21 protein-coding genes are annotated in these 21,146 nt (G+C 45.4%); 12 read left to right on the forward strand and 9 right to left on the reverse strand.

Annotation, left to right across the window (positions count from 1 at the left end; all coding sequences use genetic code 11):
• Positions 1-330 precede the first annotated feature (330 nt).
• Genes ACLFWI_RS09205 through ACLFWI_RS09215 form a run of 3 tightly spaced genes read left to right on the forward strand, consistent with a single transcriptional unit; the run spans position 331 to position 1,640 of the window.
• Positions 331-507, forward strand: coding sequence for a hypothetical protein (locus tag ACLFWI_RS09205; RefSeq protein ID WP_446412694.1), 177 nt, complete (start codon positions 331-333; stop codon positions 505-507).
• Positions 489-845, forward strand: coding sequence for a hypothetical protein (locus ACLFWI_RS09210; protein WP_446412695.1), 357 nt, complete (start codon positions 489-491; stop codon positions 843-845). Before ACLFWI_RS09205 ends, ACLFWI_RS09210 begins: the two co-directional genes overlap by 19 nt.
• A gap of 39 nt (positions 846-884) precedes the next feature.
• On the forward strand, positions 885-1,640 hold the full coding sequence (locus tag ACLFWI_RS09215) for a hypothetical protein (RefSeq protein ID WP_446412696.1): 756 nt from the start codon (positions 885-887) through the stop codon (positions 1,638-1,640).
• Positions 1,641-2,144: 504 nt separating this feature from the next.
• Here the strand turns inward: ACLFWI_RS09215 and glgA are convergent.
• On the reverse strand, positions 2,145-3,620 hold the full coding sequence (gene glgA / locus ACLFWI_RS09220; protein ID WP_446412697.1) for a glycogen synthase GlgA: 1,476 nt from the start codon (positions 3,618-3,620) through the stop codon (positions 2,145-2,147).
• A 465-nt stretch (positions 3,621-4,085) separates the two neighbouring features.
• Between glgA and ACLFWI_RS09225 the strand changes: the two genes are divergently transcribed.
• Positions 4,086-4,529, forward strand: a complete 444-nt coding sequence (locus tag ACLFWI_RS09225) for a hypothetical protein (RefSeq protein WP_446412698.1) — start codon at positions 4,086-4,088, stop codon at positions 4,527-4,529.
• 203 nt (positions 4,530-4,732) lie between these two features.
• Here the strand turns inward: ACLFWI_RS09225 and ACLFWI_RS09230 are convergent, their stop codons facing one another.
• Positions 4,733-7,219 (reverse strand): substrate-binding domain-containing protein, encoded by a 2,487-nt coding sequence (locus tag ACLFWI_RS09230; RefSeq protein WP_446412699.1) that lies wholly within the window; start codon positions 7,217-7,219, stop codon positions 4,733-4,735.
• 174 nt (positions 7,220-7,393) lie between these two features.
• Here ACLFWI_RS09230 and ACLFWI_RS09235 point away from each other — a divergent pair, with 174 nt between their 5' ends.
• Positions 7,394-7,603 (forward strand): Nif11-like leader peptide family natural product precursor, encoded by a 210-nt coding sequence (locus ACLFWI_RS09235; protein ID WP_446412700.1) that lies wholly within the window; start codon positions 7,394-7,396, stop codon positions 7,601-7,603.
• Between the two features lie 123 nt (positions 7,604-7,726).
• Here the strand turns inward: ACLFWI_RS09235 and ACLFWI_RS09240 are convergent, their stop codons facing one another.
• Positions 7,727-7,933: a hypothetical protein gene (locus tag ACLFWI_RS09240; RefSeq protein ID WP_446412701.1), complete on the reverse strand. Its 207-nt coding sequence runs from the start codon at positions 7,931-7,933 to the stop codon at positions 7,727-7,729.
• Between the two features lie 123 nt (positions 7,934-8,056).
• Here ACLFWI_RS09240 and der point away from each other — a divergent pair, with 123 nt between their 5' ends.
• Together der and ACLFWI_RS09250 are read left to right on the forward strand one after the other, a co-directional pair.
• A complete protein-coding gene (gene der, locus ACLFWI_RS09245; protein ID WP_446412702.1) occupies positions 8,057-9,442 on the forward strand; it encodes a ribosome biogenesis GTPase Der in 1,386 nt (461 codons plus the stop codon).
• Between the two features lie 193 nt (positions 9,443-9,635).
• Positions 9,636-10,640 (forward strand): energy-coupling factor transporter transmembrane component T family protein, encoded by a 1,005-nt coding sequence (locus ACLFWI_RS09250; RefSeq protein WP_446410991.1) that lies wholly within the window; start codon positions 9,636-9,638, stop codon positions 10,638-10,640.
• A 123-nt stretch (positions 10,641-10,763) separates the two neighbouring features.
• On the opposite strand, the gene ACLFWI_RS09255 is transcribed toward ACLFWI_RS09250, so the two are convergent.
• Positions 10,764-11,522 (reverse strand): hypothetical protein, encoded by a 759-nt coding sequence (locus ACLFWI_RS09255; RefSeq protein WP_446412703.1) that lies wholly within the window; start codon positions 11,520-11,522, stop codon positions 10,764-10,766.
• Positions 11,523-11,778: 256 nt separating this feature from the next.
• On the opposite strand from ACLFWI_RS09255, the gene ACLFWI_RS09260 reads away from it, so the two are divergent.
• Positions 11,779-13,185, forward strand: coding sequence for a DUF3370 domain-containing protein (locus ACLFWI_RS09260; protein ID WP_446412704.1), 1,407 nt, complete (start codon positions 11,779-11,781; stop codon positions 13,183-13,185).
• A 257-nt stretch (positions 13,186-13,442) separates the two neighbouring features.
• Here ACLFWI_RS09260 and ACLFWI_RS09265 read toward each other — a convergent pair whose 3' ends face one another.
• The gene (locus ACLFWI_RS09265; protein ID WP_446412705.1) at positions 13,443-13,652 is read right to left on the reverse strand and encodes a hypothetical protein; all 210 of its coding nucleotides are present in this window, start codon (positions 13,650-13,652) and stop codon (positions 13,443-13,445) included.
• Between the two features lie 159 nt (positions 13,653-13,811).
• Between ACLFWI_RS09265 and ACLFWI_RS09270 the strand changes: the two genes are divergently transcribed.
• Both ACLFWI_RS09270 and ACLFWI_RS09275 read left to right on the forward strand, forming a co-directional pair.
• Positions 13,812-15,248 carry a protein kinase domain-containing protein gene (locus tag ACLFWI_RS09270; protein WP_446412711.1) on the forward strand — a complete coding sequence of 479 codons (1,437 nt, stop codon included), beginning with the start codon at positions 13,812-13,814 and terminating at the stop codon, positions 15,246-15,248.
• 208 nt (positions 15,249-15,456) lie between these two features.
• Positions 15,457-15,711 (forward strand): 4-Cys prefix domain-containing protein, encoded by a 255-nt coding sequence (locus ACLFWI_RS09275; RefSeq protein WP_446410373.1) that lies wholly within the window; start codon positions 15,457-15,459, stop codon positions 15,709-15,711.
• A 107-nt stretch (positions 15,712-15,818) separates the two neighbouring features.
• Here the strand turns inward: ACLFWI_RS09275 and ACLFWI_RS09280 are convergent, their stop codons facing one another.
• The 3 genes from ACLFWI_RS09280 to ACLFWI_RS09290 form a co-directional block, all read right to left on the reverse strand.
• Entirely contained in the window at positions 15,819-16,070 is a 252-nt protein-coding gene (locus tag ACLFWI_RS09280; RefSeq protein WP_446410374.1) for a hypothetical protein, read from the reverse strand.
• A 238-nt stretch (positions 16,071-16,308) separates the two neighbouring features.
• The gene (locus ACLFWI_RS09285; RefSeq protein WP_446412706.1) at positions 16,309-16,926 is read right to left on the reverse strand and encodes a CP12 domain-containing protein; all 618 of its coding nucleotides are present in this window, start codon (positions 16,924-16,926) and stop codon (positions 16,309-16,311) included.
• Between the two features lie 449 nt (positions 16,927-17,375).
• Positions 17,376-17,567, reverse strand: a complete 192-nt coding sequence (locus tag ACLFWI_RS09290; protein ID WP_446412707.1) for a hypothetical protein — start codon at positions 17,565-17,567, stop codon at positions 17,376-17,378.
• Between the two features lie 50 nt (positions 17,568-17,617).
• Between ACLFWI_RS09290 and ACLFWI_RS09295 the strand changes: the two genes are divergently transcribed.
• The gene (locus ACLFWI_RS09295) at positions 17,618-18,619 is read left to right on the forward strand and encodes a sensor histidine kinase (RefSeq protein ID WP_446412708.1); all 1,002 of its coding nucleotides are present in this window, start codon (positions 17,618-17,620) and stop codon (positions 18,617-18,619) included.
• A gap of 345 nt (positions 18,620-18,964) precedes the next feature.
• Positions 18,965-20,647 carry an EAL domain-containing response regulator gene (locus ACLFWI_RS09300; protein ID WP_446412709.1) on the forward strand — a complete coding sequence of 561 codons (1,683 nt, stop codon included), beginning with the start codon at positions 18,965-18,967 and terminating at the stop codon, positions 20,645-20,647.
• A gap of 85 nt (positions 20,648-20,732) precedes the next feature.
• Here ACLFWI_RS09300 and ACLFWI_RS09305 read toward each other — a convergent pair whose 3' ends face one another.
• Positions 20,733-20,993 carry an endonuclease domain-containing protein gene (locus ACLFWI_RS09305; protein ID WP_446412710.1) on the reverse strand — a complete coding sequence of 87 codons (261 nt, stop codon included), beginning with the start codon at positions 20,991-20,993 and terminating at the stop codon, positions 20,733-20,735.
• Positions 20,994-21,146 lie beyond the last annotated feature (153 nt).

A 21,146-nucleotide genomic window follows, 5' to 3' on the forward strand; every position in this document is an offset into this window, starting at 1 on the left:
CTATTTCATCATGGGAAAATGTGCGCTCCTATAACCCCCTGCTCAATACCATTGGTATCCTTGACTATAAACGTCTAACTCCCAGACTCTCCCTGCTTCCTACCCCCACCACAATACTTATTCAGCAGACCCTATGTAGGAATGGGGGTTTGAGAAGGCGAGAGTGATCGCTGGAGCCAATGTTAAGAAAGATGTGAGTAATGCATAGGGCAGCTAGAAGGATTAAAATTCTATAATAATTATTTATTTTAATAACAATTACTTGAAAAAAGCACCAATTCGATTAAAATAAAGCTCTTAAACATTATTTGTCTGTAAAATTGGTAACCGATGACATCAATCCCGTCGAAGATTTCAGAATTTGAAATTGTCCCCATCGAAGAATTTAGTCAAGAGAAAGCCGTTTGGGGGTACTACGTCAATAGTACGGCACCGATTAATGCTGAAGATCTGGTTGAAAAAGTTAATCAGTGGGAATTTTCCTGCCTTTGCAACTCAATAGGCTAGTTAATGGGTTATTCGTCATTCTGTTAATTCTATTTATCCTGTCACTGGGAATAATCCTGGCGTTACTAGCACTTAGGTTATCGACATATCTGCGCGATCGCAACCGGGCGATGAACTATGGTGTTGTGGATTTAGTGGAATTAATCCGGCAAATTGACCAAGCTGTGATCGAATGCCGACAAAGGGAAGATATCCGAATTAAGTTGAATTTTTTGGGTCACAGTATGGGCTGTTTTGTGGTAACTAATGTGGTCCGAATTCTTTCCGATATCTTCGATACAGAATCTATTAACAAACGACCCTCTAACTATATTGGTCGCGTTTTTAGTTTGGGTTGATTAATTCTGGTAGGTCCCGATATCCCCATTGACTCAATTATGCCTGTTCGTTCAAACTTCTTGCGATCAGCGTTACGTCGTTGCGAAGAGGCATATTTGTTTAGTAATGAAGGCGATTTAGCCCTGCGACTGGCATCAACGGCGGTGAATTACATCAATTTTCCCGCTAGAACTCGTTTTCGCGGTTACCGATTGGGAAATTTAACAGTACAACGATTTGCTGATCAATATGACTATCGCAATCAACGTCTGACTGAGAATGATTACGGAATTGTGAACAATAAAAATGGTCAAATTGACTCGCCATATTGTTGTCTAGAAATTCGGGCGTCTAATCGGGAACATCAACAACTCGATGAACTGGTTTCAGTGGGTCAGGTTGATCAGGAGATTGTGAAGGGTTCTGATGTCTCAACCATCGATTTACAATACGTGCGAGTTGCGGATCGGTTTACCTATTTTGATTGCACAGATTATTGGGATTTTACTGACTCAGAACCTAATAAAGCAACAGGTGTGGTTAGCCAGTCTTTGAAAAAATCGGCATTAGTGGTGTTTGATTACTTGCGGTTGAGTATTGCTTATTTTGTTAAAGGAGAAATTAATACCCATGGCGGCTTCTTTTATGGCAAGTTGAGTCAGCAACTTATATATGATCTGGCTTTTCTCGGCTTTCAAGGCTTGTTGGATAACTTAAAACCGGGGAAGAACCGAGATGAGCAAATCCAGGAGTTATCTCAACAGTGTTGTGAGAAGTATATTCAGGTGGTTATTGCTCCAGAGCGGGTTTCCTGAAGTATCTCAATCACCATTTTTAGGGGTAGTGTATCCCCACAATGGAACCGTTTCACCCTCATCCCCTAACCCCTTCTCCCATCAAGGGAGAAGGGGAAACAATCACTCCCAGAGGCTTCAAAAGCACGTCTGGAACACCGTTTCCCTATCCTCTTCTCTTGCTCCCCTCTTCCCATGGTGCTATGCATTACTCACATCTTTCTTAACATTAGCTCCAGCGATCGCTCTCGCCTTCTTCCACCCCCATTCCTACATAGGGTCTGCTGAATAAGTCTTGTGGTGGGGTTAGAGAGCAGGGGAAGCAGGGGAAGCAGAGGAAGCAGGGGGAGCAATGGTACATTTTCGGTGATTCTATCGCCATAGTTTTGATAGATAGTCTTGGTCAACCCCTTGATAAACAAAAGCACTGACTAATCCAACATAATCCTTTTCAAGGGTTTCTCTTCCAGTATATTCCGCCATCTCCCTCATCTCCCCCTCACCTCACCAGTTATTCAGCAAGCCCTATTTATGTCGGATCATGTCATAAATTTTCACATACTTAGATGCCGAAGCATTCCACGAGTAATCATACGCCATACCTTGAAGCGCCAGTTTACGGAACTCTTCAGGATAGTCATACCACAATCCCAACGCCCGATCCATCGTGGATTCCAACGCATAATAATCGGTGTGATTAAATACATACCCATTGCGTTTTTCCATGGGGTGATTCGGGTGGTGATCGCGGTCAAACACCGTATTAACTAATCCTCCCACGCTCCGCACAATTGGCACGGTTCCGTACTTTAAGCCAATGATCTGAGTCAGTCCGCAGGGTTCATAATTACTAGGAACCAGAATAAAATCAGCTCCCGCATAAATCAGATGAGATAATTCCTCATTAAATCCCAGTTCCAAATGGACATCAGGGTTATCATTTAAGTAGTATTTCTCGTGCCAGAACCAGGAATTAATTGCCGCAGCTGTCGCTGATCCTAACAAAACGAATTGAGCGCCCTTATGCAGGGAATAGTAGATGGCATGATGAACCAGATGCACTCCTTTTTGATCATCTAAACGACCAATAAACGCCACAATTGGTTTATCAACATCCTGGATTAACAGCCGTTCCCGCAACGCTTTTTTATTTTTCGCTTTGTCTTCAAAACTATCCGGGGCGTAGTGATAGGGAATATAGCGGTCTTGTTCCGGATTCCAAAAATCATCGTTAATGCCGTTAAGAATTCCGGTAAACTTATCCTGATGCAAATGTAACGTATGACCTAATCCGCATCCGATGGGCGTGAACCGAGCTTCCCAGGCATGATGGGGGGAAACTGTCGTTATCGCATTGGCGTAAACAATACCACCTTTCATAAAGTTTAAGGCAAAGGGATTAAAATTATCTTTCAGGCGATCATCCTGAAAATAATAGGCTTCCCGATTCAACCCTGTTGCCAAAAGGATCTCATTTCCCCCCATTCCTTGGTGCTTAAAGTTGTGAATGGTGTAGCATACCCGCTGACTTTCCATGCCATGATATTTATAGATCTCAAACAGCATGACTGGAAGTAAACCCGTCTGCCAGTCGTGACAGTGGATCACATCAGGACGCTTATTACTCTGAAGCATAAACTCTAAAGCAGCTTTACAAAAGAAAGCAAACCGCATGTTATCGTCATCACAACCGTAGTAGCAGCCCCGATTGAAGAAATTATCCTGGGAATGCGGTTCGATAAAGAAACAGACTCGTCCATGAACCCAACCACAATAGACGGAACAGTGAATCGCCGCACCATACCAGGGTACCCATAGATTAATATAGGCATCATGGAGTCCCCAGATGTGGTCATAGCGCATATTGTCGTATTTGGGCAGAATCAGTTCGATGCAATGCCCCTGAATCTCTAACTCCCGACTCAAACCATAAACCACATCCCCTAAGCCGCCGGCTTTGATCACAGGGGCGCATTCAGAGGCAACCTGGATAATGTACATTCCGCTTCCTCACTTAATCATCCCGTTTATTTAAACTAAGATGTTGTACCATTTTTAGTCAGCCTCTGTCATCCGCTAGGCTGGGGAAGCTGAGGATAATGGGGGAGATGAGGGTTCTGTATATGCTTCGTTTCGTTCCTCCGCTTCGCTCCGGACTCCACAGATGCTTCGCTTCGCTCAGCATGACAGATTTTACTTTAGACTGCAACTTGGTATAAGTCGCGTTCTAAGCTCTCATGCATTGAAATACAAAGGACGTAGCTTGCTTCTGGCGCTCTTCGAGTATGACAAATGACAAATGACGACTCCACCGTTAGCTGTTATTGTGTCCACCTATTTATAAGCGGGTTTTGTGAAGAGTTTGTGAGCAAAAAATTATTTCTAGGTAGATTTAACATAATAGGTAAAGAAATGTAAACAAGTAGCACCTAAAAGTAGTGCCACTCATAGCAAGGGAGTTGAGAAATGGAATTATTCCATAAAATTCACCAGGTCATTCGAGCCAATTTTAACCAGATGATTCAACAGGAGCAAAATTCCGAAACTGTAGGATTTACATTTTATTCTTGTGAGTGCTTAAAAGATTACCAAACAATTGTCGAAATAGCGAAAACCCAATGTGATGGACAGCAAGAAACAGTGGAGACGATAAACCGCAGTCTAGTAACCTTAGAGAAAAAACAGGCAACGGGAAATAACCTAGAGTATCGGTTATCCGATAGCACTCACTTCAGCCAATTCCCGTTTTATGAGGATCAAGAGACTATCAACATACCTGATAATTTTCCTCAATTCCATGATTCTGCCTGGAAGGAGATAGAAGGGTTCTTCATTTCCTTAACATCTTCTAGCGAGATAGATAATGAATGGGCAACCCTGGAAGAATTTGCTTGTCTAATCTCTGTTTGATTCAGACAGCCGGAATTGAGTGTGATGCCAAATCCGCCTTGAGAACTCCCTTTATCCTTTAGCCGATGAAATCCTGTTGCCTGTTGCCTTGTCCCTATTCATAAGGAGGTAGTTTATCCGAATTTGGTATGACACAACAGATATCAATCGTGGTGATTTCAGACCAAGAGCGATTAACATAAGGTGAATTTTGCCCAACTTATTCATCCATTATCAGGTTCAGCGCTTTCTAATTCCTGGGTACAGAATGTAGAATCCAGATAGGATCGCAGTGGGACTAATCCTGTTTTAGACAATAAACATTGCGCCTGTTCAGTTCTGAGAATTTCAGCAAACTTTGTGCCAATGGGGGGACGGCTATTATCTCTCGGATAAATAACGGCTAGGGGATAAGCTAAGGGATAGGTTTGGTTAATAAATGCCTCCACATTGGCACCATAACTACCTTTAGCATTACATAAATCTATGTTCGGAGTAATCGGTTGTCGGTTATCTTGTACTAAAGGTGAAATTGCATTATTTTCTCCGTCCACGATGGCTAGGGGATAGACTGAACATTGTCCTAATACTTTACTCAAGGAATCAAATCCGATCGCGCCAATATTTCGCTGTTCAAAATCCCGAATCACTTGCCGCAGTGTTTCAAAGGTTTGCTGGCTGATAATTGGGGGACGTCCGGAGTCAACAATGGCTTTACTTGGTTGGTTTATTTGTTGCAATAGCGCTTCAAATTCGGCAATATTATTATTGTTTGTATTATCTTGCCAAACGCGCTGCTTAAACAATTCAATTGCCTGATCACTCAGGGGAGCATACAGTTGAACAGGGATATCCGGTCCACCTAATTCTTGCCAATTGGTAATTTCTCTCGTGTAGAGTTGGCGTAATTGCTTAAAGCTAATTTGCCCATTTAAGGCGGCGGGTAAACTGTTTTCCCGTTGTGCATAACTGAAGGCGACAAAGACAACTAAGCCATCATGCGCCACTTCTTCTGCGTCTAAGGGAAATTCTAACCGATTAATGGGAGTCGCGATCGCAAACTCCGCCTCCTCCTCCCGAACCTGTGCGATCGCGTCTGTCCAAGAGGGTACAGGTTGATAGTTTAACTCTAATTTCGGTTGACGCTGGTATAATTCACCAGCCAAGGTGGTATCCTTGGCAATTAAATTGGGTTGCTCTAGGATATAATCCCACGCCCCGTATGCTTCTGCTGTATAGGTAAATGTTCCCGTCGGAATCCCGGATACTTGTTCAATACAGCAGGGAAATGGTTCGGTGTCCATTGCAGTTTGGGGTTGATTTCTCCCCAATAGCCACCAGATTAATAATCCCAACAACAGGAGTAGTAAAAGCAGCCAGAATAAGCGAGGACGCCACCACCGCCGTTTCTTTTTCTTCGCCTCAGCTTCGGCTTCCGGTTGGGAGAAGGGCGGGATAATTTGCGGTTCGGGGGGCAATTGTAATAAAGCGCGGCGGGCAATTTCGGCGGTTTCAAAGGATGATGTCCCAATGCCAATTAGGGATAAAATATAGTCCTTAAACACTGGTTTAATCAGGGGCCAATGCTTGGTAATCCGGGGATTAAAGGGTTGAAGCGTAACCGGATCATGAGTCCCGCCGTTTAAAAGATAAAATGCCACATACCCCAAGTCTTGTAAATCCTTTTTTGGTGATAACAAAGGACGTTCGAGTAAGGGCGGATCAAATCGTCCTTCCCACAAGAGGAGGTCACATAAATAAATAAAAAAGCCTTGAAAACTAGGAACAATCAGTAAGCTATCTAAACTGATATTGCCATCGGTGAGTCCCTGTTGGACTAAACCCGAAGGGAGGCGAAATTTTTGTCCATGGAGAAATTCTAAACTTTGCAGCACCTGTTCCAGGATTTGTCGCACCTGATAACTGGTCATCGCCCCGGTTTGCGCCACGTAACTGGCTAGGGTAGGATAGGTATCTAATGCCCCTTGGCTAACTAAATAGCAGCGTTCAAACCGGGGATCTGCGATCGCGTCCCAGGGAGGGACGAGGCGAAAGTCTTGCATCCGCCCATCAGCTAAGGTGACACCCGCGAGATTGACAAAGGCTTCTTTGCGTAACTGAGTTTCTTGGAGATTAAAATAGCGATCGGGTAACAGATATTCCCTGATTACCACAGGTTGACGAGTCGGAAGTTGCAGTCCTTGATAAAGCCGACCTCGACCCCGATTTTTGAGGAAGCCTTCAATTTGATAGGTTCCCCGAGTCCCGCGAATTTTTGTTTCTGGCGGTAACAACGTCGGAAATCCACATTGAGTACAATAGTTGGCACCGGGTTGTTCGAGCAGGGTTTGTTGCACCCATTCACAGTAAAAGGGATTTCCCCGAACACAGCGATACTCCGGATAGAGGGACGTTACCCCTGGCGGAACGACGACTTCTGTCACCACGCCACCTTCGGCTTCTAATCCTTCACTGGGTTTCGTTTTACCCGCCATGCGATCTTTGAGTTCATCTAAACTCGGCGCACGCTGTTTCAGTTCATCTTGTAGGAATGGAAATAACCAAAGTAACCGCGCTGGGACGAACCGCAGTAGGATGGCTCGAAAGCGACCTGGGATCGTCTTGAAGCGATGGAAAATCCGACTTCCTTCAACGCTGCGAAATTGTTGAAATAAGCGTCCCAGAAATCCTTTTGGGTTACCCTTAACCATAACTGCTGCTCCTGCCAAGCCTTGTTAAGCTGTGTATTGCTATCCTGCCATAAGCATGGTGTCAGTCTAAGCGGTGGTTTCCCAAAGCGTTGAGAAATTTAACAAAATTTGCTTTTCCTAGAGTCGGAAGTCTGCTAGTGTAGCATTATTTGGTCAAATTAGGAGTTACCAGGAATGGCAAAGGAGCAAGTGGCAAAGCTGTTTCGAGATGCTCAAGCGAACCCGGCTTTAAGAGAGGAACTTAGCGCTGCCCCAAACGTAGACGCCTTTATCAAGATGGCGAAAGAACGGGGCTATGAGTTCACGGTAGAAGAATGGCAAGAAATGACAGGTTTTTCGGTTGAAGAAGTTGAGGGCAAGTTGTCAGAAATTCCGGGTTTATAAGGGTTTATTCGTAATTCGTAAAAATGATATTAAATTCATTGACCTTTTACGAGGACATGGTTCGAGTGACTACTTTTACCTGTTCCTTGTTCCCTATTCCCTTTTTTAGCTTAAGTACAACTATCACCTGAAAAGGGTTTTTACCCCAGAGTTGAAGCACTGGAAACTCAGGGATTGATTATTCTCAGGCTTCATATACTCAGAAATCGCTCGCGCCACTTCAACCTTATTCAAGCCGCCTTGATAGTATCCCTTCTCTTGCAGTAAGGCTTCCAAAGCTTCCCAAGTTCCTCCTCGCACCCTGGTTTTTAAGTGGATCACCAAAGTCAAACGCTGTCTATGATTGTCGTTCCCGAAGATTCCAGCCGATAAAGGAATCAGCCACGCCCTCTGACCTCGCTACAATAGAAGACTGGAGCGTAACGCTTCATATCTGTAAGGGGGATAAAGACGATGGGTTTGCCAATAGTTGCTGTAATCGGACGCCCGAATGTGGGCAAATCAACGCTTGTCAATCGGTTAGCCGGGGTGATGGATGCGATTGTCCATGATCAACCGGGAGTTACCCGCGATCGCACTTATCGACCGGCGTTCTGGCAAGACCGGGATTACTCGATTGTAGACACCGGGGGTTTGGTTTTTGATGACGATACTGAATTTCTGCCCCTGATTCGAGAACAGGCAATGGCAGCCCTCAGCGAAGCCAGCGCCGCTATATTAGTGGTCGATGGTCAAATCGGTCCCACCGCCGCCGATTATGCGATCGCAGATTGGCTACGCCAGCATCCTGTCCCGGTTGTTCTGGCTGTAAACAAGTGCGAATCCCCTCAACAAGGATTGATCCAAGCGGCTGAGTTTTGGGAACTCGGTTTAGGTGAACCCTTTCCTGTCTCTGGGATTCACGGTGCAGGAACCGGGGAACTTCTGGATCAACTGATTACTTATTTGCCCACGGTGGGAATGCTTCCCGACACCTCAGAAATCAACGTGGCGATTGTCGGGCGTCCGAATGTGGGTAAGTCCAGCTTATTAAATGCCCTGACCGGAGAAAAACGTGCGATCGTCAGTTCCGTTTCCGGTACTACCCGCGATGCCATTGATATGATTGTCGAACGCCCCGGAAACCCAGAAACCGGGAGTGAATCTCAACTATATCGTCTTATTGATACCGCAGGCATTCGCAGGAAGAAAAATGTCGAATATGGACCAGAATTTTTTGGCATTAATCGAGCCTTCAAAGCCATTCGCCGTTCTGATGTGGTTCTCTTCGTGGTTGATGCCCTAGATGGTGTTACCGAACAAGACCAAAAACTTGCTGGACGCATTGCTGAAGACGGACGGGCGGCGGTTATCTTGGTAAACAAATGGGATGCGATTGAAAAAGATACCTATACGATCTATGAATACGAAAAACTGCTGAAAAATCGCCTCTATTTTGTTGAATGGGCACCGATGATTTTTGTCAGCGCCTTAACCGGAAAACGAGTAGACAAAATTCTCGATTTAGTTGATACTGTTGCCGCAGAACACCAGCGCCGCGTCAGTACGTCTGTGATTAATGAAGTGCTGGCAGAAGCCATTAACTGGCATTCCCCGCCCACCAACCGCCAAGGACGGCAAGGCAAAATTTACTACGGCACCCAGGTTAAAACTAAACCCCCAACGATTGCCCTGTTTGTCAATGATCCGAAACGATTTAACGACAACTATCGCCGCTATATTGAGCGTCAATTTCGCCAACAACTGGGTTTTACAGGGACACCCTTGCGTCTATTATGGCGTGGGAAGAAAGTTCGCGATGTTGAAAGCAGCAATGCTAATCGAGCCGTTCGGGTTTAATTTGTCATTTGTCCTTGGTCTTATGTCCTTTGTCAATGGTCAAAACAAGAGTGAGATGGGATACATTGATTCTTGACAACCTTCGAGGGCATATTTTTGCCTATTCCCCATTCCCTTTTGCCGAATGACATAGCTTGCTTCTCGCTTGCGCGAGTATGACGAATGACGAATGACGAATGACGAATGACAAACCATGGACTTACTGCGATCGCTCCCGTTAGGGCTATACCTGGAACAACCCGTAACCTGGCTACATTACCTGGATTCTCGGGTAAAACTTATCTGGTTAATGAGCTTTTTGGCAGTACCTTTATTAGCCAATCCCTATTGCCGTTTGGCTGTTGTTGTGGTACTGATTTTGTTCACCCTGTCAGCTCGTATCCCGTTGCGGGTTTGGCGTCAGCAAATGGGTTGGTTGCTGATGCTATCGGTATTTGTATTTATTCTCACCGCGATCGCACCCGATGGATTGGCGGTTGATCATCAGCCTCGGCTGCCGCAGGCGGACATCCTCGTGGTTGAGTCTGCTGAAACCTCAGCACAGGCATCGCCTCAACCTAGACCCTGGTATAATCCCTTTGGCATCGGACGTGAATCGGTTCCAGAGGCTTCTGAGAGTGAAACCGTTATCCTGACCAATTTACCCCAACCGACGGACTACAGATATATTCTCCTGGAAGCGGGTCCAGTGACAATTACCCGTCGCTCATTGGATCTAGCGGTTCGGGTCAGTACCGTAATTTTTACCTTAATTTATAGTACCAATCTTTACTTGCTCACCACCGCCCCAGAAGAAATTACCGCCGGGTTAGAAAGTCTAATGCTTCCCTTACGGCGTCTGAATATTCCAGTTACAGAAATTGCTCTAACATTAACCTTATCCTTGCGTTTTATTCCCTTAGTTTTGGAGGAAGTGCAAAATTTAGTCCGTTCGATTCGGACTCGTGCGATTAACTGGAAAAAACTAGGGGTTCGCCGCAGCGCCCAAGTTTGGATCATGGTGACTGAACGGTTATTAGAAAATCTACTCATGCGAGCCGAGCAAATTGCCAAAGCCATGACAGTGCGCGGCTTTACCAGTCCTAACCAGCATCGAGTCCAATGGCATCAACTGCGTTTACACTGGGGAGACTGGATTGCGATCGCGACTTTAGCTCCATTTTGGGTAGCGCGGCTGATTTGGGGAGGAATGGGGTGAGCAACTGAAATCACATAGTTGTAGGGGCGGGTTTAGCCACTCAATAGGCTTATTACTGATAACGGAACAACAAAACCCGCCCTTCCTTACGATCGAAAATAGGTTATTGAGTCGCTCGATTCTCTATTCATCGGTGGAATTCTGACAACGGGAATTGTGTGGATAAGACTCACAGAATTCGTCTAAATCTGTTGAATAAGTCTCGGAATTATCGACTGTTGCTTCTTGAGTTTCCGGTCTCTCTTCGGCAGGTATTTCCGCGAAAATTCCTGTTAATCGTTCCAAATTGCTTCTTAACGTCAGTCCCAATTCCCGTTCGGTTACTAAGGTCAAAACCTGTGTGGTTGCGGGATCAGAGTTTCCGGTGAAACCTACCTCAATTTGGGCAATGTTATCCGGTTTGGTAAAGATAGCACCCAGAACGCCGAACAGCAAGGTATTACCAATAATCCGACCCACGTTAGCTTTTTTGCCTTCTTGATAGGTTAGGGTATCAATATTACTTGCCGCAACAGTAATTTCCTGGGTGGGTCTTTCATCATCCAAAACCGCGAGGCGATCGCCTTGTTCAATATAAGCGGTTATGATTCCCTCAGTGAGGGAGATTTTGCATTTACCGGATAGATCAGTTTCACCAGAGGTTAAGGCGCAGATTCCCTCATGACCCGAACGCTGTTTGAGCGAGACGGGGGGTTCGTAGCCTTCACAGCGCGAATTTAAGGGGAATTTCGTACATAAGGTGTAAAGGTCAACTTCCGGGTTAGCTTGTGCGGGACGTGAGGCGGTGAGGATAAAACTGGTTAGGGAGGTGGTGGCTAGGATTGTGGTTGTGGTTCCGCGGAGAATCAGGCGATTCAGTTTATGGTAGAAGCTGGAAGTCATAGTCAATATCCAAATTATGCCGTCGCTGGAACGTATTGTAAATTATATCTCGGTAGTGTCAGCTTATGCAGGTTGAAGATAATAGCAATTGACCAATAATCAATAACAAGCGGTAGGATGATAAGTCTAGAGTTCTTGGTATCGGTCTATACTTAATCACTCCGCCGTTGTTGCCAGTTTATTACTGATAACGGGAGTGAAACGCTGAAACTGAGAACTGTTGTTGTGTGTGTGAGGTTGGAAAACCCCTTCGTTCATGCTGCTTTTATTCGCCAATTTCTCCCTGGCTCAAGTTATCCCTGTCCTCCCGACAACCCCAACTCCCCCTCCCGCCCAGGAATTGGTGGTGCAACCCCAGCAAATACGATCCTTACCGGGACAACTGGATCAGATACCTGTCTTTAATAGTAATAGTCCCGAAGTGATCCAAACCGAGGGGATTTTACTGTCAACTTTCCCCCCTTACGGAAAAGCGAGTCCTGGCGCTCATTTAAATTTCCCGCTTTCTGGACGCTTTGATATATTTGCTCATCATATCGCCCGTTCCAATACGCCAGAGGAATGGCGACCCATGTACCAAGGGGTTCTGGTTCACAATGCGGGGAGTCAACCTGTAACCTTAGATATTTTGCAAGCGGTGAGTTATGTAACCAATCCGGATGCTCCGTTTATCAACTTACCGCCCTATATGGATAATCCCTTTGGTTTGGTCTACTCTGGTCCCGGTTCACGGGTAGCCACTGATATCCTGCGTGGTGTGCATCAATCCTCGTTTCCTGCTCAAATTATTATTCCGCCGCGACAGAGCGAAATGGTATTGAATTTACCGATTGCGTTAGGCAATTCCCGGTCTACGTTGATGCGTCTGCGAACCAATCGACCGATTTATATGGCAAGTTTAGCCATGTATGCACCCCTGAACTCTGATCGCAAAGTGGATGGAAAACCTTTAGGGATACCTGGGCTTCCCTATCGTCCACCGACTCTTGACGAATGGCGGTATTTATTATTTAAAGGCAATTTAGCCGGACCACGCGATCGCATCCCGACACCGCCCAACCAAACGAACGGTAAGATTGTCTATGGTCGAGTCGCAGGTGTGGCGATTGGTTCTCAATGGCGTACTGAGGTCGTTGATCGCCCGGGTGCGTCGAATTTGAGTATTCCTCAACCGGGTCAAGCGTTTTCCTATCCCCTAAGTACTGTACCGTTTATCACTTTAGGTACTAATCAAGTGCAGAGTGCGCCTCTAAAAGTCCGTTATCCGGATACCGCTCATCGTGCCCATGGCAATTATGGGGTGCATTATCACCTTACTTTGCCTTTAGTCAACCGCACAGATACTTCACAAACCGTAACCTTAGCGATTCAAACCCCACTTAAACCCGACGAAGAAGAAGAAACCGACGAATTGCACTTCTTAAATCCTCCCGATTCCCAGGTCTTCTTTCGGGGTACGGTACAACTACGTTATACCGATGATCGGGGGTTAGCCCGCACCCGTTCCATTCATCTGGTGCAACACCGGGGTCAAGCTGGAGAACCATTGTTAACCCTAAAAATGCCTCCAGGCGATCGCCGTTTTGTCGAAGTGGATTTGATCTATCCGGCGGATGCAACACCACCCCAAGTTTTAACCATTCAGACGTTGCGATCGCCTTAAGAAGGCTGGGGAAGCAGGGGGAGCTGGGGGTGCTGGGGGAGCAATGTAGAGACGTAGCATGCTACGTCTGGGAGCTGGGGAAGTTGGGGAAGTTGTAGGGGCGGGTTTTACTATTAACATTGGGTTGTCACCCTGATATCACTAAACCCGCCCCGATAGAGTGGAATAATTCTTCGATAAATGGCAAATAAGGTAGCTTGCTTCTTACTTGTGCGAGTATAACAAATGACAATCTAAATTATTCCCACCTCCTTAATTTAACCATCTGGGAACTGCCAACAGGGAATTCGTTCAATATCGTGGCTACCGCAGTGATTACAGGCACTCTTTAACGAGGAGTCCACCCATTCATCACCGCAATGGCGACAATGACAAAAAATATTGTTGTGATTGGCGATTTCGATTTTCTGACGCCATTGGTTCAACAGAGTATTATCTTGTTCGTTTTCGTTGCCAATTTTTGACATAGATAATTCCAATAATGTAGTTAACGGTTAGAGATTAGGAAGAAACAGTAAGGATTGGACACAGGTTAACATTTCTTAGTACAACGGACAGAATTGATGTCCAGGTACAGGGTTACCGAAGAGGGCGATACAATTAGTAGTGCCAATGCTTGTGGAAAAATGGAAATTTACTGCACTCGTCCCACCTGTCCTCGCCCTCAAAACTTTTTTGCCGATCTCGATGACAAGGTGACACTGCAAACGGCACAACAGAAGTATTGTACGGCTTGTGGGATGCCCCTGATTTTAGTAGGTCGCTATCTTCCTACCAAGTTACTGGGTCAGGGCGGCTTTGGTACTGCATTTCTAGCCCGCGATCGCTATACGCCAACGATGCGTGATTGTGTCGTGAAGCAGTTCCAGCCGTCTGGCGACTTAAGCCCCCAACAACTCGTCATTGCCCAAGGTTTATTTGAACGGGAAGCGGAGGTATTAGAACAACTGGGTAATGATCATCCCCAAATTCCCAATCTTTATGCCTTTTTCCCCTTAAGTGTTAGTAACCTACATCAATCGGGTAAAGAAGACCAGTTTTTCTACCTAGTCCAGGAATATATTGATGGACAAGACTTGGAGAAAGAACTGCAAACCAAAGGAACATTCTCTGAACCTGAAGTTCTAGAGGTGTTACAAGCAATGCTGAAGGTACTCCAGTTTGTCCATGAGAATGGTTCAATCCATCGGGATATTAAACCCTCTAATATCATGCGTCACCAGAATGGACGCTTGTACCTGTTGGATTTTGGTGCGGTTAAACAAGTCACCAAAGGTGCAGCAGGAACCCCCTCTGGCAAATCCACGGGAATTTATTCGATGGGATTTGCGCCACCCGAACAGATGTCAGGGGCGCAAGTTTACCCATCAACAGATTTGTATGCGTTGGCGGTAACCTTGATTATGTTGTTGACGGGGAAAGAGCCAGAAGAGTTATATGATTCCTACAATAACGCTTGGAACTGGAGACCCTACACCCAGGTTAGTGATACGCTAGCAGAGGTCTTAAACCGTATGCTTCTGCCAACCCCAAATAAACGCTTTCAATCGGCTCAAGAGGTGATGGACGCCCTCAAACCGCGTCGAACTCCCCCAGCACCAACGCCTCCACCTCCCCCCACTCCCAAACCCCAACCAGCCGTTCAACCCCAACCTGTGGTTCAGCAACAACCCGCTATTCAGCGACCAAAACCCCGCTTTACCCTATCAGAAACGTTAATCGGCGCAGGGTTTACTGGCTTTGAAGGGGCGTTAGTTTTTAGTGTCTTGGGAAGTATCTTTGATATTTTAGGGATTAGTGGGGGATTGGTATCAGGGATTAGTGTGGGATTGGTGGGGATGACTGTTGGTGGTTTAATCTATACCCAATACCGCCGAATTATTGAAGGTAAAGACTTGCCGATTCTTGCCGGAATTACTTTAGTTTTATCGTTTATCCTAGCATTCCTTGCCGGTAAGTCAATTCTAGCAGTCGTTGTGGCTGGAGTGTTGGCTGGAGCGGGTGCGATCGCGATAACTGTCCTATTTCGCTTGATTTATTTACTACTGTCTCGTTTCCTATGAAGATAAGAATGATACAAGGCGCGATCGCGACTCAAAACCAGGTTCCCTTGAACGAAGTTAAGGATTCCGTAGCCAAGACTGATGAATCAGGGCGGGTTTTGCCTTTCAGTTATTGGTGAAAAGCTAACCTGAGTTCCTCAACCCGCCCCTACAATTAACTTATAACTTATATATAACTGATCACTTATGACTTCTTTGGATATGAACAATGGAAATCCACTGCACTCGCCCCCATTGCCCTCGTCCCCAAAACTTCTTTGCTGAACTGGATCAGAAAGCCACGCTGCAAACAGCACAGCAGAGATATTGTACAGCTTGTGGAATACCACTTAAGTGCGATCGCGGTAACAGCTCTATTTCGTTTGATGTATTTGCTGTTGTCTCGTTTGCTAGGAAGATAAGGGTATTCTTAGAACCTTATAAGAGGGCGGGTTTTGTTGATGAATTATTGGTGGATATCTGAATTTAGTCCCTAAACCCGCCCCTACAATTGACTGATTTATGCTCAAATTTCCCAACTTCCCCAGCTTCCCAGCTCCCTCTGCTCCCTACCTTCACAGATTTCCCGACTTATCGTCCTGTATAGGTGACAAAGATATCCTTGTTTACGGTAACTTCTTTAAACAGGAGACTAGCTCTATCAGCAGGTTGGCTGGCTCGACCTTTGCCAATCACCCGAAATGTCGGTTCTGCGCTGGGTGGTGGATAAAATAACTGACTGATTTGACGAGCATCGGGCGTTGAGTCGTTACTTATATTCTCAGTCCTACCTGGACTAGGAATTAAACTTGTCGTGATAACAGCGACAACCAAAGATGACATAACTCTTTTTTTCATTCTGCCCGATTCTCCTAACCCATTTGGCGATAACAGTGGTTCAATTATCCAACAGCAAAATTATCCTAGCCCAGTTCCGCCCAAAAATGTACTACCTCCTTTATTGAAGCCAGCAAAAATTGTCAAAAAAAGCCACCACCCAATCAAAGATTATGGTGGTGGAGGGTATCATGAGGAAATTTTGTCTTGTCTTCCAGGTAGCCCGGTCAAATCTGAAATCAAATTAACTTTCATAAATTCGAGATTCCAGGGCTTCGGGATACTCTTGGCAATATTCCTCAAACGCTGTTTGGGGGAGTTTTTCTGCCCGTTGGTGTGCCGCTTCTGCTTGCAGTTCTTCCACAATATCCCAGGCGGCGGCACATTCTTTAGAGGTTGGTCCTTTTTGGGCGCAGACAGCCCGTGCTTCTTCTACCGCTTTGCGGATTTCGTCTTCAAGTACTACACTCTTGGGTTTTTCGAGGAAGTCTCCTTTGGTGAGAATATCGGTAACAGAGATAATACCCAGAAGTTTGTCTTTGATCACTGGAGCGCGGCGAATACCCGTATTGGCAAACAATCGCGCTACGTACTCTACACCGAGGTCAGGATTGACCACGATGCAGGGCTTATTCATTATTTCATAAACCCGCACTTTTTTGGGATCTTTGCCATAGGCAATAACTTTATAAACAATATCAGTTTCCGTCAGAATGCCATAAGCATCTTGGTCATGGCGGCGATCTACAATTAAAGCCCGCAGACCCATATCGTTCATCAAATCCACGGCGTCAGCTACAGTCGCTGAACCGCGAATGGTGACCACATCGGTGGTCATGATGTCTTGAGCCTTCATCATCATTTGAGTTTCTCCTGGACGTTGATCTGCCTTTATGATGTGACAGGGAAGCCTATCAGTCCTCAGACAATGCTTGCGTTGGAAGCTGGTTCTTCCAAGCCCCGAACTCTAAGAACTCAGGGTCATTAATCTGTAGGGACTTCTATTGTGGAGCATTTTTGATTAAGGTTGTCTCTTGTTGCTCTACCTGGAGAGTCCCACGGACTTTACCGTCATTTTAACGCGATTTAAGTATTATTGCTTATCTAGGGACTCGACTCATGCCCGATAAGATTTGATGGGTGAGACTATAGGGGGATCTCTGAAATCCTGATGTTTTGGTCTACCCCCGACAATGCCCAGGGAGTAGACACGATTTGAACGAGACAGGGCGACCCGATCAAATTGAGTGGACTAGTGTTGTTAATTGGTGCAGGCGGGTCGCCCCTACACAAAAACCCGTACCGTTAGCATTAATTAACAATTACATATTCTCTAAGCTTAGGACGAAAGCGAACCAAACAACACTGATAAAAACTGTTTAGCGTGGATATCTTAATTCCCAGATCGAGGGTAAAACCCGCCCCTACAACAGACGTTCCATCTCCCCCAGCTTCCCCTGCTCCCCCAGCTTCCCCATCTTCCCCATCCCCCCATCTTCCCATTCCCCTCATCCTCAAAGCTAAACTGGTAGCATCTCAATCACTAACCTGAGATGCAAACGATCGCGATTACTCTTACGGATGACCATTGGCTGAAGTTGCAAGACATGGCAACTCGCCTGGATATTTCTCCTGAAACCTTGATTTTGATGGGTGTTGAGCAGATCCTCACTCATACGCCATCTTCAACATCAGCGTCAGAATCACAGCCACAACAGAGTCTCCCTGAATACCCTCCACTCAACTCGCAAATGGACAAACGCCAGCAAGCCGAAGCCGAAATTCTTGTGGCTTTAGCCAAAGAGAAACAACGGGGAGACTTAAAATCTCAGGTTTTATCCATCACCTCTCATGAGTTCCGCACACCCCTGACGACGATTCTGTCTACGGCTGAATTGTTGGAACATTACCAATGGACAAAAGCTGAACAAGTGGAACAGTTGCATCTGATTCAGGAAACCGTACACCTGATGCTGCAACTGTTGGAAAATATGCAGTTTATCGGTACGGCTGATGTGGAACAACTCCCTTTTACTCCCGCCCCTGTGGAACTCTATGACTTTTGCCAACGGTTAGTGACTCAGATTCAGCAAGGTTTAACCGTCAAATCCTTAACCGATGATCACAATCAAGCCTATACCCTCGCCTTCGTGAGTCAAGTTACTTGTTTACCAGCAATGATGGATGAAAAACTGCTGCAACAAATGCTGTCTAATTTGCTATCCAATGCGATTAAATACTCTCCGGTGGGCGGTACGATTCGATTCAACTTAGCCCGTGAGGGAGAGAATGCTTGCTTTCAAATTCAGGATCAGGGAATTGGTATCCCTTTAGAGGATATACCTCACTTGTTTGATTTTTTCTATCGGGGGAAAAATGTGGGCGCGATCGCGGGGACAGGATTGGGGTTAGCCATTGTCAAGCAATGTGTTGATCTTCACCAGGGTCAAATTACCGTAACCAGTGAAGTTGGTGTTGGTACGACGTTTACGGTTCGCTTACCGTTGATGGACGATAGCTGGGGCAAAATACAAGATTCAGGACACCGGGAATAGGGACTAGAATAGGGAACAGCACCTTCTCGATTAAAACAGCGGTAAATATCCACGTCTTGGGTACTAAACAATTACAATCAAAACTCAATAATTTTCTCTACAAAGAGGAAAAAAATCCGCGAAACTAAAGGAATTTCTATGGCTTTTAACAGTTTAATTTTAAAATACTGTACATAACCATAATCGAAATCTAAATCATCATTTTTTCTGGCTTCGACAAGCCCAACATTTTATTAGGAGTGGGTTATACCCCCTAATTGCTAACTTGTTCAACAGGAAAGCGATAATACTCGCCTCGTTTTCCGACTTGCTCCCATTGGGCGAGATATCCAGCGAGCTATAGTCATGACGACGATTTTAGTAATTGAAGACGAGAAAGCCATTCACAGGAATCTACTAAAACTCCTGAACGCGGAGGGGTTCGAGACGCTTAGTGCGGATAATGGTAGAATCGGTGTGAAATTGGCTCAAACCAAACAACCCGATTTGATTATTTGCGATATCCTGATGCCGGGACTGGATGGTTATGGTGTACTCAAGATCCTGCAACAGCATCCCTTAACGGCAACGATTCCCTTTATCTTCCTAACCGCAAAGACAGAACAGGCAGATATTCGTCAGGGTATGACGTTGGGGGCTGATGATTACGTCACTAAGCCCTTTACTCGCGCCCAAATCCTCAGTGCGATCGCGGCGCGGCTGCAAAAGGTGAAGCTACGCCAACAGCAGTCTGTGATCAATCCTAATCTGCCCAATCGTCAGTTATTACAGAGACGCTTTAATCAGCTAGAGACTCAGGGGAATCAGAGTAAACTCCAGATTTTCCTGCTGTCTTTGGAGATTGAACAACTCAACCAACTGAACAATACCCTAGGACTTGCTATCGGCGATCAATTGCTTCAAGCCGTTGTCGAACGCTTACGCCGTCTGTTAGGACAGCAGGATACCATCGCCCAAATCGATAGTGACCATTTTATCATCCTCTTAAGTCGAAGTTATCACAAACCAGAGAGTATTCAAATTGTCGAAACCCTGTTAAAGGCGTTTGATTTACCGTTTCAGGTAGACTCCCATAAAATCTTCCTGTCTGCCTACATCGGTATTGCGATCTTAGGGCGTGATGGTCGAGAACTCGACACCCTGATTAGACATGCCAGTGTAGCAACAGAGGAAGCCAAACAATCAGGAAATCGCCGCTACCAGTTTTACATTGCCTCAATTGGCGCGAAATCTCAAGCCGCCTTTGAGCTAGAAATCCAAATGCGTCAAGCCTTAGAACGGCAGGAGTTTCAGCTTTATTATCAACCGAAAGTAAATTTACTCACGGGACAAATTGAGGGGGCGGAAGCCTTGGTGCGCTGGAATCATCCCCAACGCGGGATTATTTCGCCTGTTGAGTTTATTCCCTTAGCCGAAAAAACTGGGCTAATTGTACCATTGGGCGAATGGGTACTTAGACAAGCTTGTCACCAAGCGCGACTCTGGCAAGATCAGGGAATCTATCCCTTACGGATTGCCGTGAATTTATCGCCCCGTCAGTTTAATCAGTCTAATTTAACCAACTTTGTTGTGGACATCCTCCATGAAACTGGACTAAATCCCCATTATTTAGAGTTAGAACTCACCGAAAGTACATTAGTGCAAAATCCAGAAGCCGCGATCGCGACATTACAGAGATTCAAGGCTTTGGGTATTCGTATCTCTATTGATGATTTTGGCACAGGCTATTCTGCCTTAAGCCAATTGAAGAAATTCCCCTTTGATGTGTTAAAAATTGACCGTTCTTTTGTCTGTCAACTGACCGAAGATAGCCGCGATGAAGCGATTACAACGGCAATTTTACAAATGGCTCGCAGTCTGAAGTTAAAGGTTGTCGCGGAAGGGGTGGAGACCCTAAGTCAATTGAATTTCTTCAAAGGACATCAGTGTGATGAAATCCAGGGTTATTGGTTTAGTCCGCCTTTATCTGCTGAGGCGTTTGCTGAGTTACTGAGTACAGGAAACAAGTTTCCCCTGTTATCAAGTTAAGTCTATTGACAAAATAAAACCTTAGTGTTGTAATTCAAGTCCTCTTCATACCATCGGCGTTTAAACATTGCTTCGGCTTCTCGATTTATAATGTCCCCTGAGATGGGCAAGAGGCAACCTGACGAATTGCCTCTAAAACCACCTCCAGATTAGTCATAACATCTTGATTTTGGTAGCGAATCACTCGATAACCATAAGCTTCTAAATGTTTTGTTCTCGTTGTATCATAGTCCTGTCGTTGCTGATGAATTTTCCCATCAACTTCAACAAACGGAAATAGAAAGTCCAGTAAGCCGCATAAGAAAAAAAGGATGTAAGTCATAGCCGCCATGTAGAGACGCGCCATGGCGCGTCTCTACTCGAACAGTATCTGTATTTAATCCAGAAAATTTGAGTAATCAAAAGCATCCCAATCTTCACAGTGTAATTCGTGTAAAAAGAAAATTTAAATGCATGACAGTTTAGGGTAACATGGAGTGCAAGATTTGATTGTTTTGTT

Source organism: Coleofasciculus sp. (assembly GCF_046539235.1).
GTDB lineage: Bacteria > Cyanobacteriota > Cyanobacteriia > Cyanobacteriales > Coleofasciculaceae > Coleofasciculus.

Excerpts from the sequence above, each read along its gene's own strand:
- ACLFWI_RS09205 (WP_446412694.1), top strand. The coding sequence starts at position 331 with ATGACATCAATCCCGTCGAAGATTTCAGAATTTGAAATTGTCCCCATC.
- ACLFWI_RS09215 (WP_446412696.1), top strand. The coding sequence starts at position 885 with ATGCCTGTTCGTTCAAACTTCTTGCGATCAGCGTTACGTCGTTGCGAA.
- glgA (WP_446412697.1), bottom strand. The coding sequence starts at position 3,620 with ATGTACATTATCCAGGTTGCCTCTGAATGCGCCCCTGTGATCAAAGCC.
- ACLFWI_RS09225 (WP_446412698.1), top strand. The coding sequence starts at position 4,086 with ATGGAATTATTCCATAAAATTCACCAGGTCATTCGAGCCAATTTTAAC.
- ACLFWI_RS09230 (WP_446412699.1), bottom strand. The coding sequence starts at position 7,219 with ATGGTTAAGGGTAACCCAAAAGGATTTCTGGGACGCTTATTTCAACAA.
- ACLFWI_RS09235 (WP_446412700.1), top strand. The coding sequence starts at position 7,394 with ATGGCAAAGGAGCAAGTGGCAAAGCTGTTTCGAGATGCTCAAGCGAAC.
- der (WP_446412702.1), top strand. The coding sequence starts at position 8,057 with ATGGGTTTGCCAATAGTTGCTGTAATCGGACGCCCGAATGTGGGCAAA.
- ACLFWI_RS09250 (WP_446410991.1), top strand. The coding sequence starts at position 9,636 with ATGGACTTACTGCGATCGCTCCCGTTAGGGCTATACCTGGAACAACCC.
- ACLFWI_RS09255 (WP_446412703.1), bottom strand. The coding sequence starts at position 11,522 with ATGACTTCCAGCTTCTACCATAAACTGAATCGCCTGATTCTCCGCGGA.
- ACLFWI_RS09260 (WP_446412704.1), top strand. The coding sequence starts at position 11,779 with ATGCTGCTTTTATTCGCCAATTTCTCCCTGGCTCAAGTTATCCCTGTC.
- ACLFWI_RS09265 (WP_446412705.1), bottom strand. The coding sequence starts at position 13,652 with ATGTCAAAAATTGGCAACGAAAACGAACAAGATAATACTCTGTTGAAC.
- ACLFWI_RS09270 (WP_446412711.1), top strand. The coding sequence starts at position 13,812 with ATGGAAATTTACTGCACTCGTCCCACCTGTCCTCGCCCTCAAAACTTT.
- ACLFWI_RS09275 (WP_446410373.1), top strand. The coding sequence starts at position 15,457 with ATGGAAATCCACTGCACTCGCCCCCATTGCCCTCGTCCCCAAAACTTC.
- ACLFWI_RS09280 (WP_446410374.1), bottom strand. The coding sequence starts at position 16,070 with ATGTCATCTTTGGTTGTCGCTGTTATCACGACAAGTTTAATTCCTAGT.
- ACLFWI_RS09285 (WP_446412706.1), bottom strand. The coding sequence starts at position 16,926 with ATGATGATGAAGGCTCAAGACATCATGACCACCGATGTGGTCACCATT.
- ACLFWI_RS09290 (WP_446412707.1), bottom strand. The coding sequence starts at position 17,567 with ATGGGAAGATGGGGGGATGGGGAAGATGGGGAAGCTGGGGGAGCAGGG.
- ACLFWI_RS09295 (WP_446412708.1), top strand. The coding sequence starts at position 17,618 with ATGCAAACGATCGCGATTACTCTTACGGATGACCATTGGCTGAAGTTG.
- ACLFWI_RS09300 (WP_446412709.1), top strand. The coding sequence starts at position 18,965 with ATGACGACGATTTTAGTAATTGAAGACGAGAAAGCCATTCACAGGAAT.
- ACLFWI_RS09305 (WP_446412710.1), bottom strand. The coding sequence starts at position 20,993 with ATGGCGCGTCTCTACATGGCGGCTATGACTTACATCCTTTTTTTCTTA.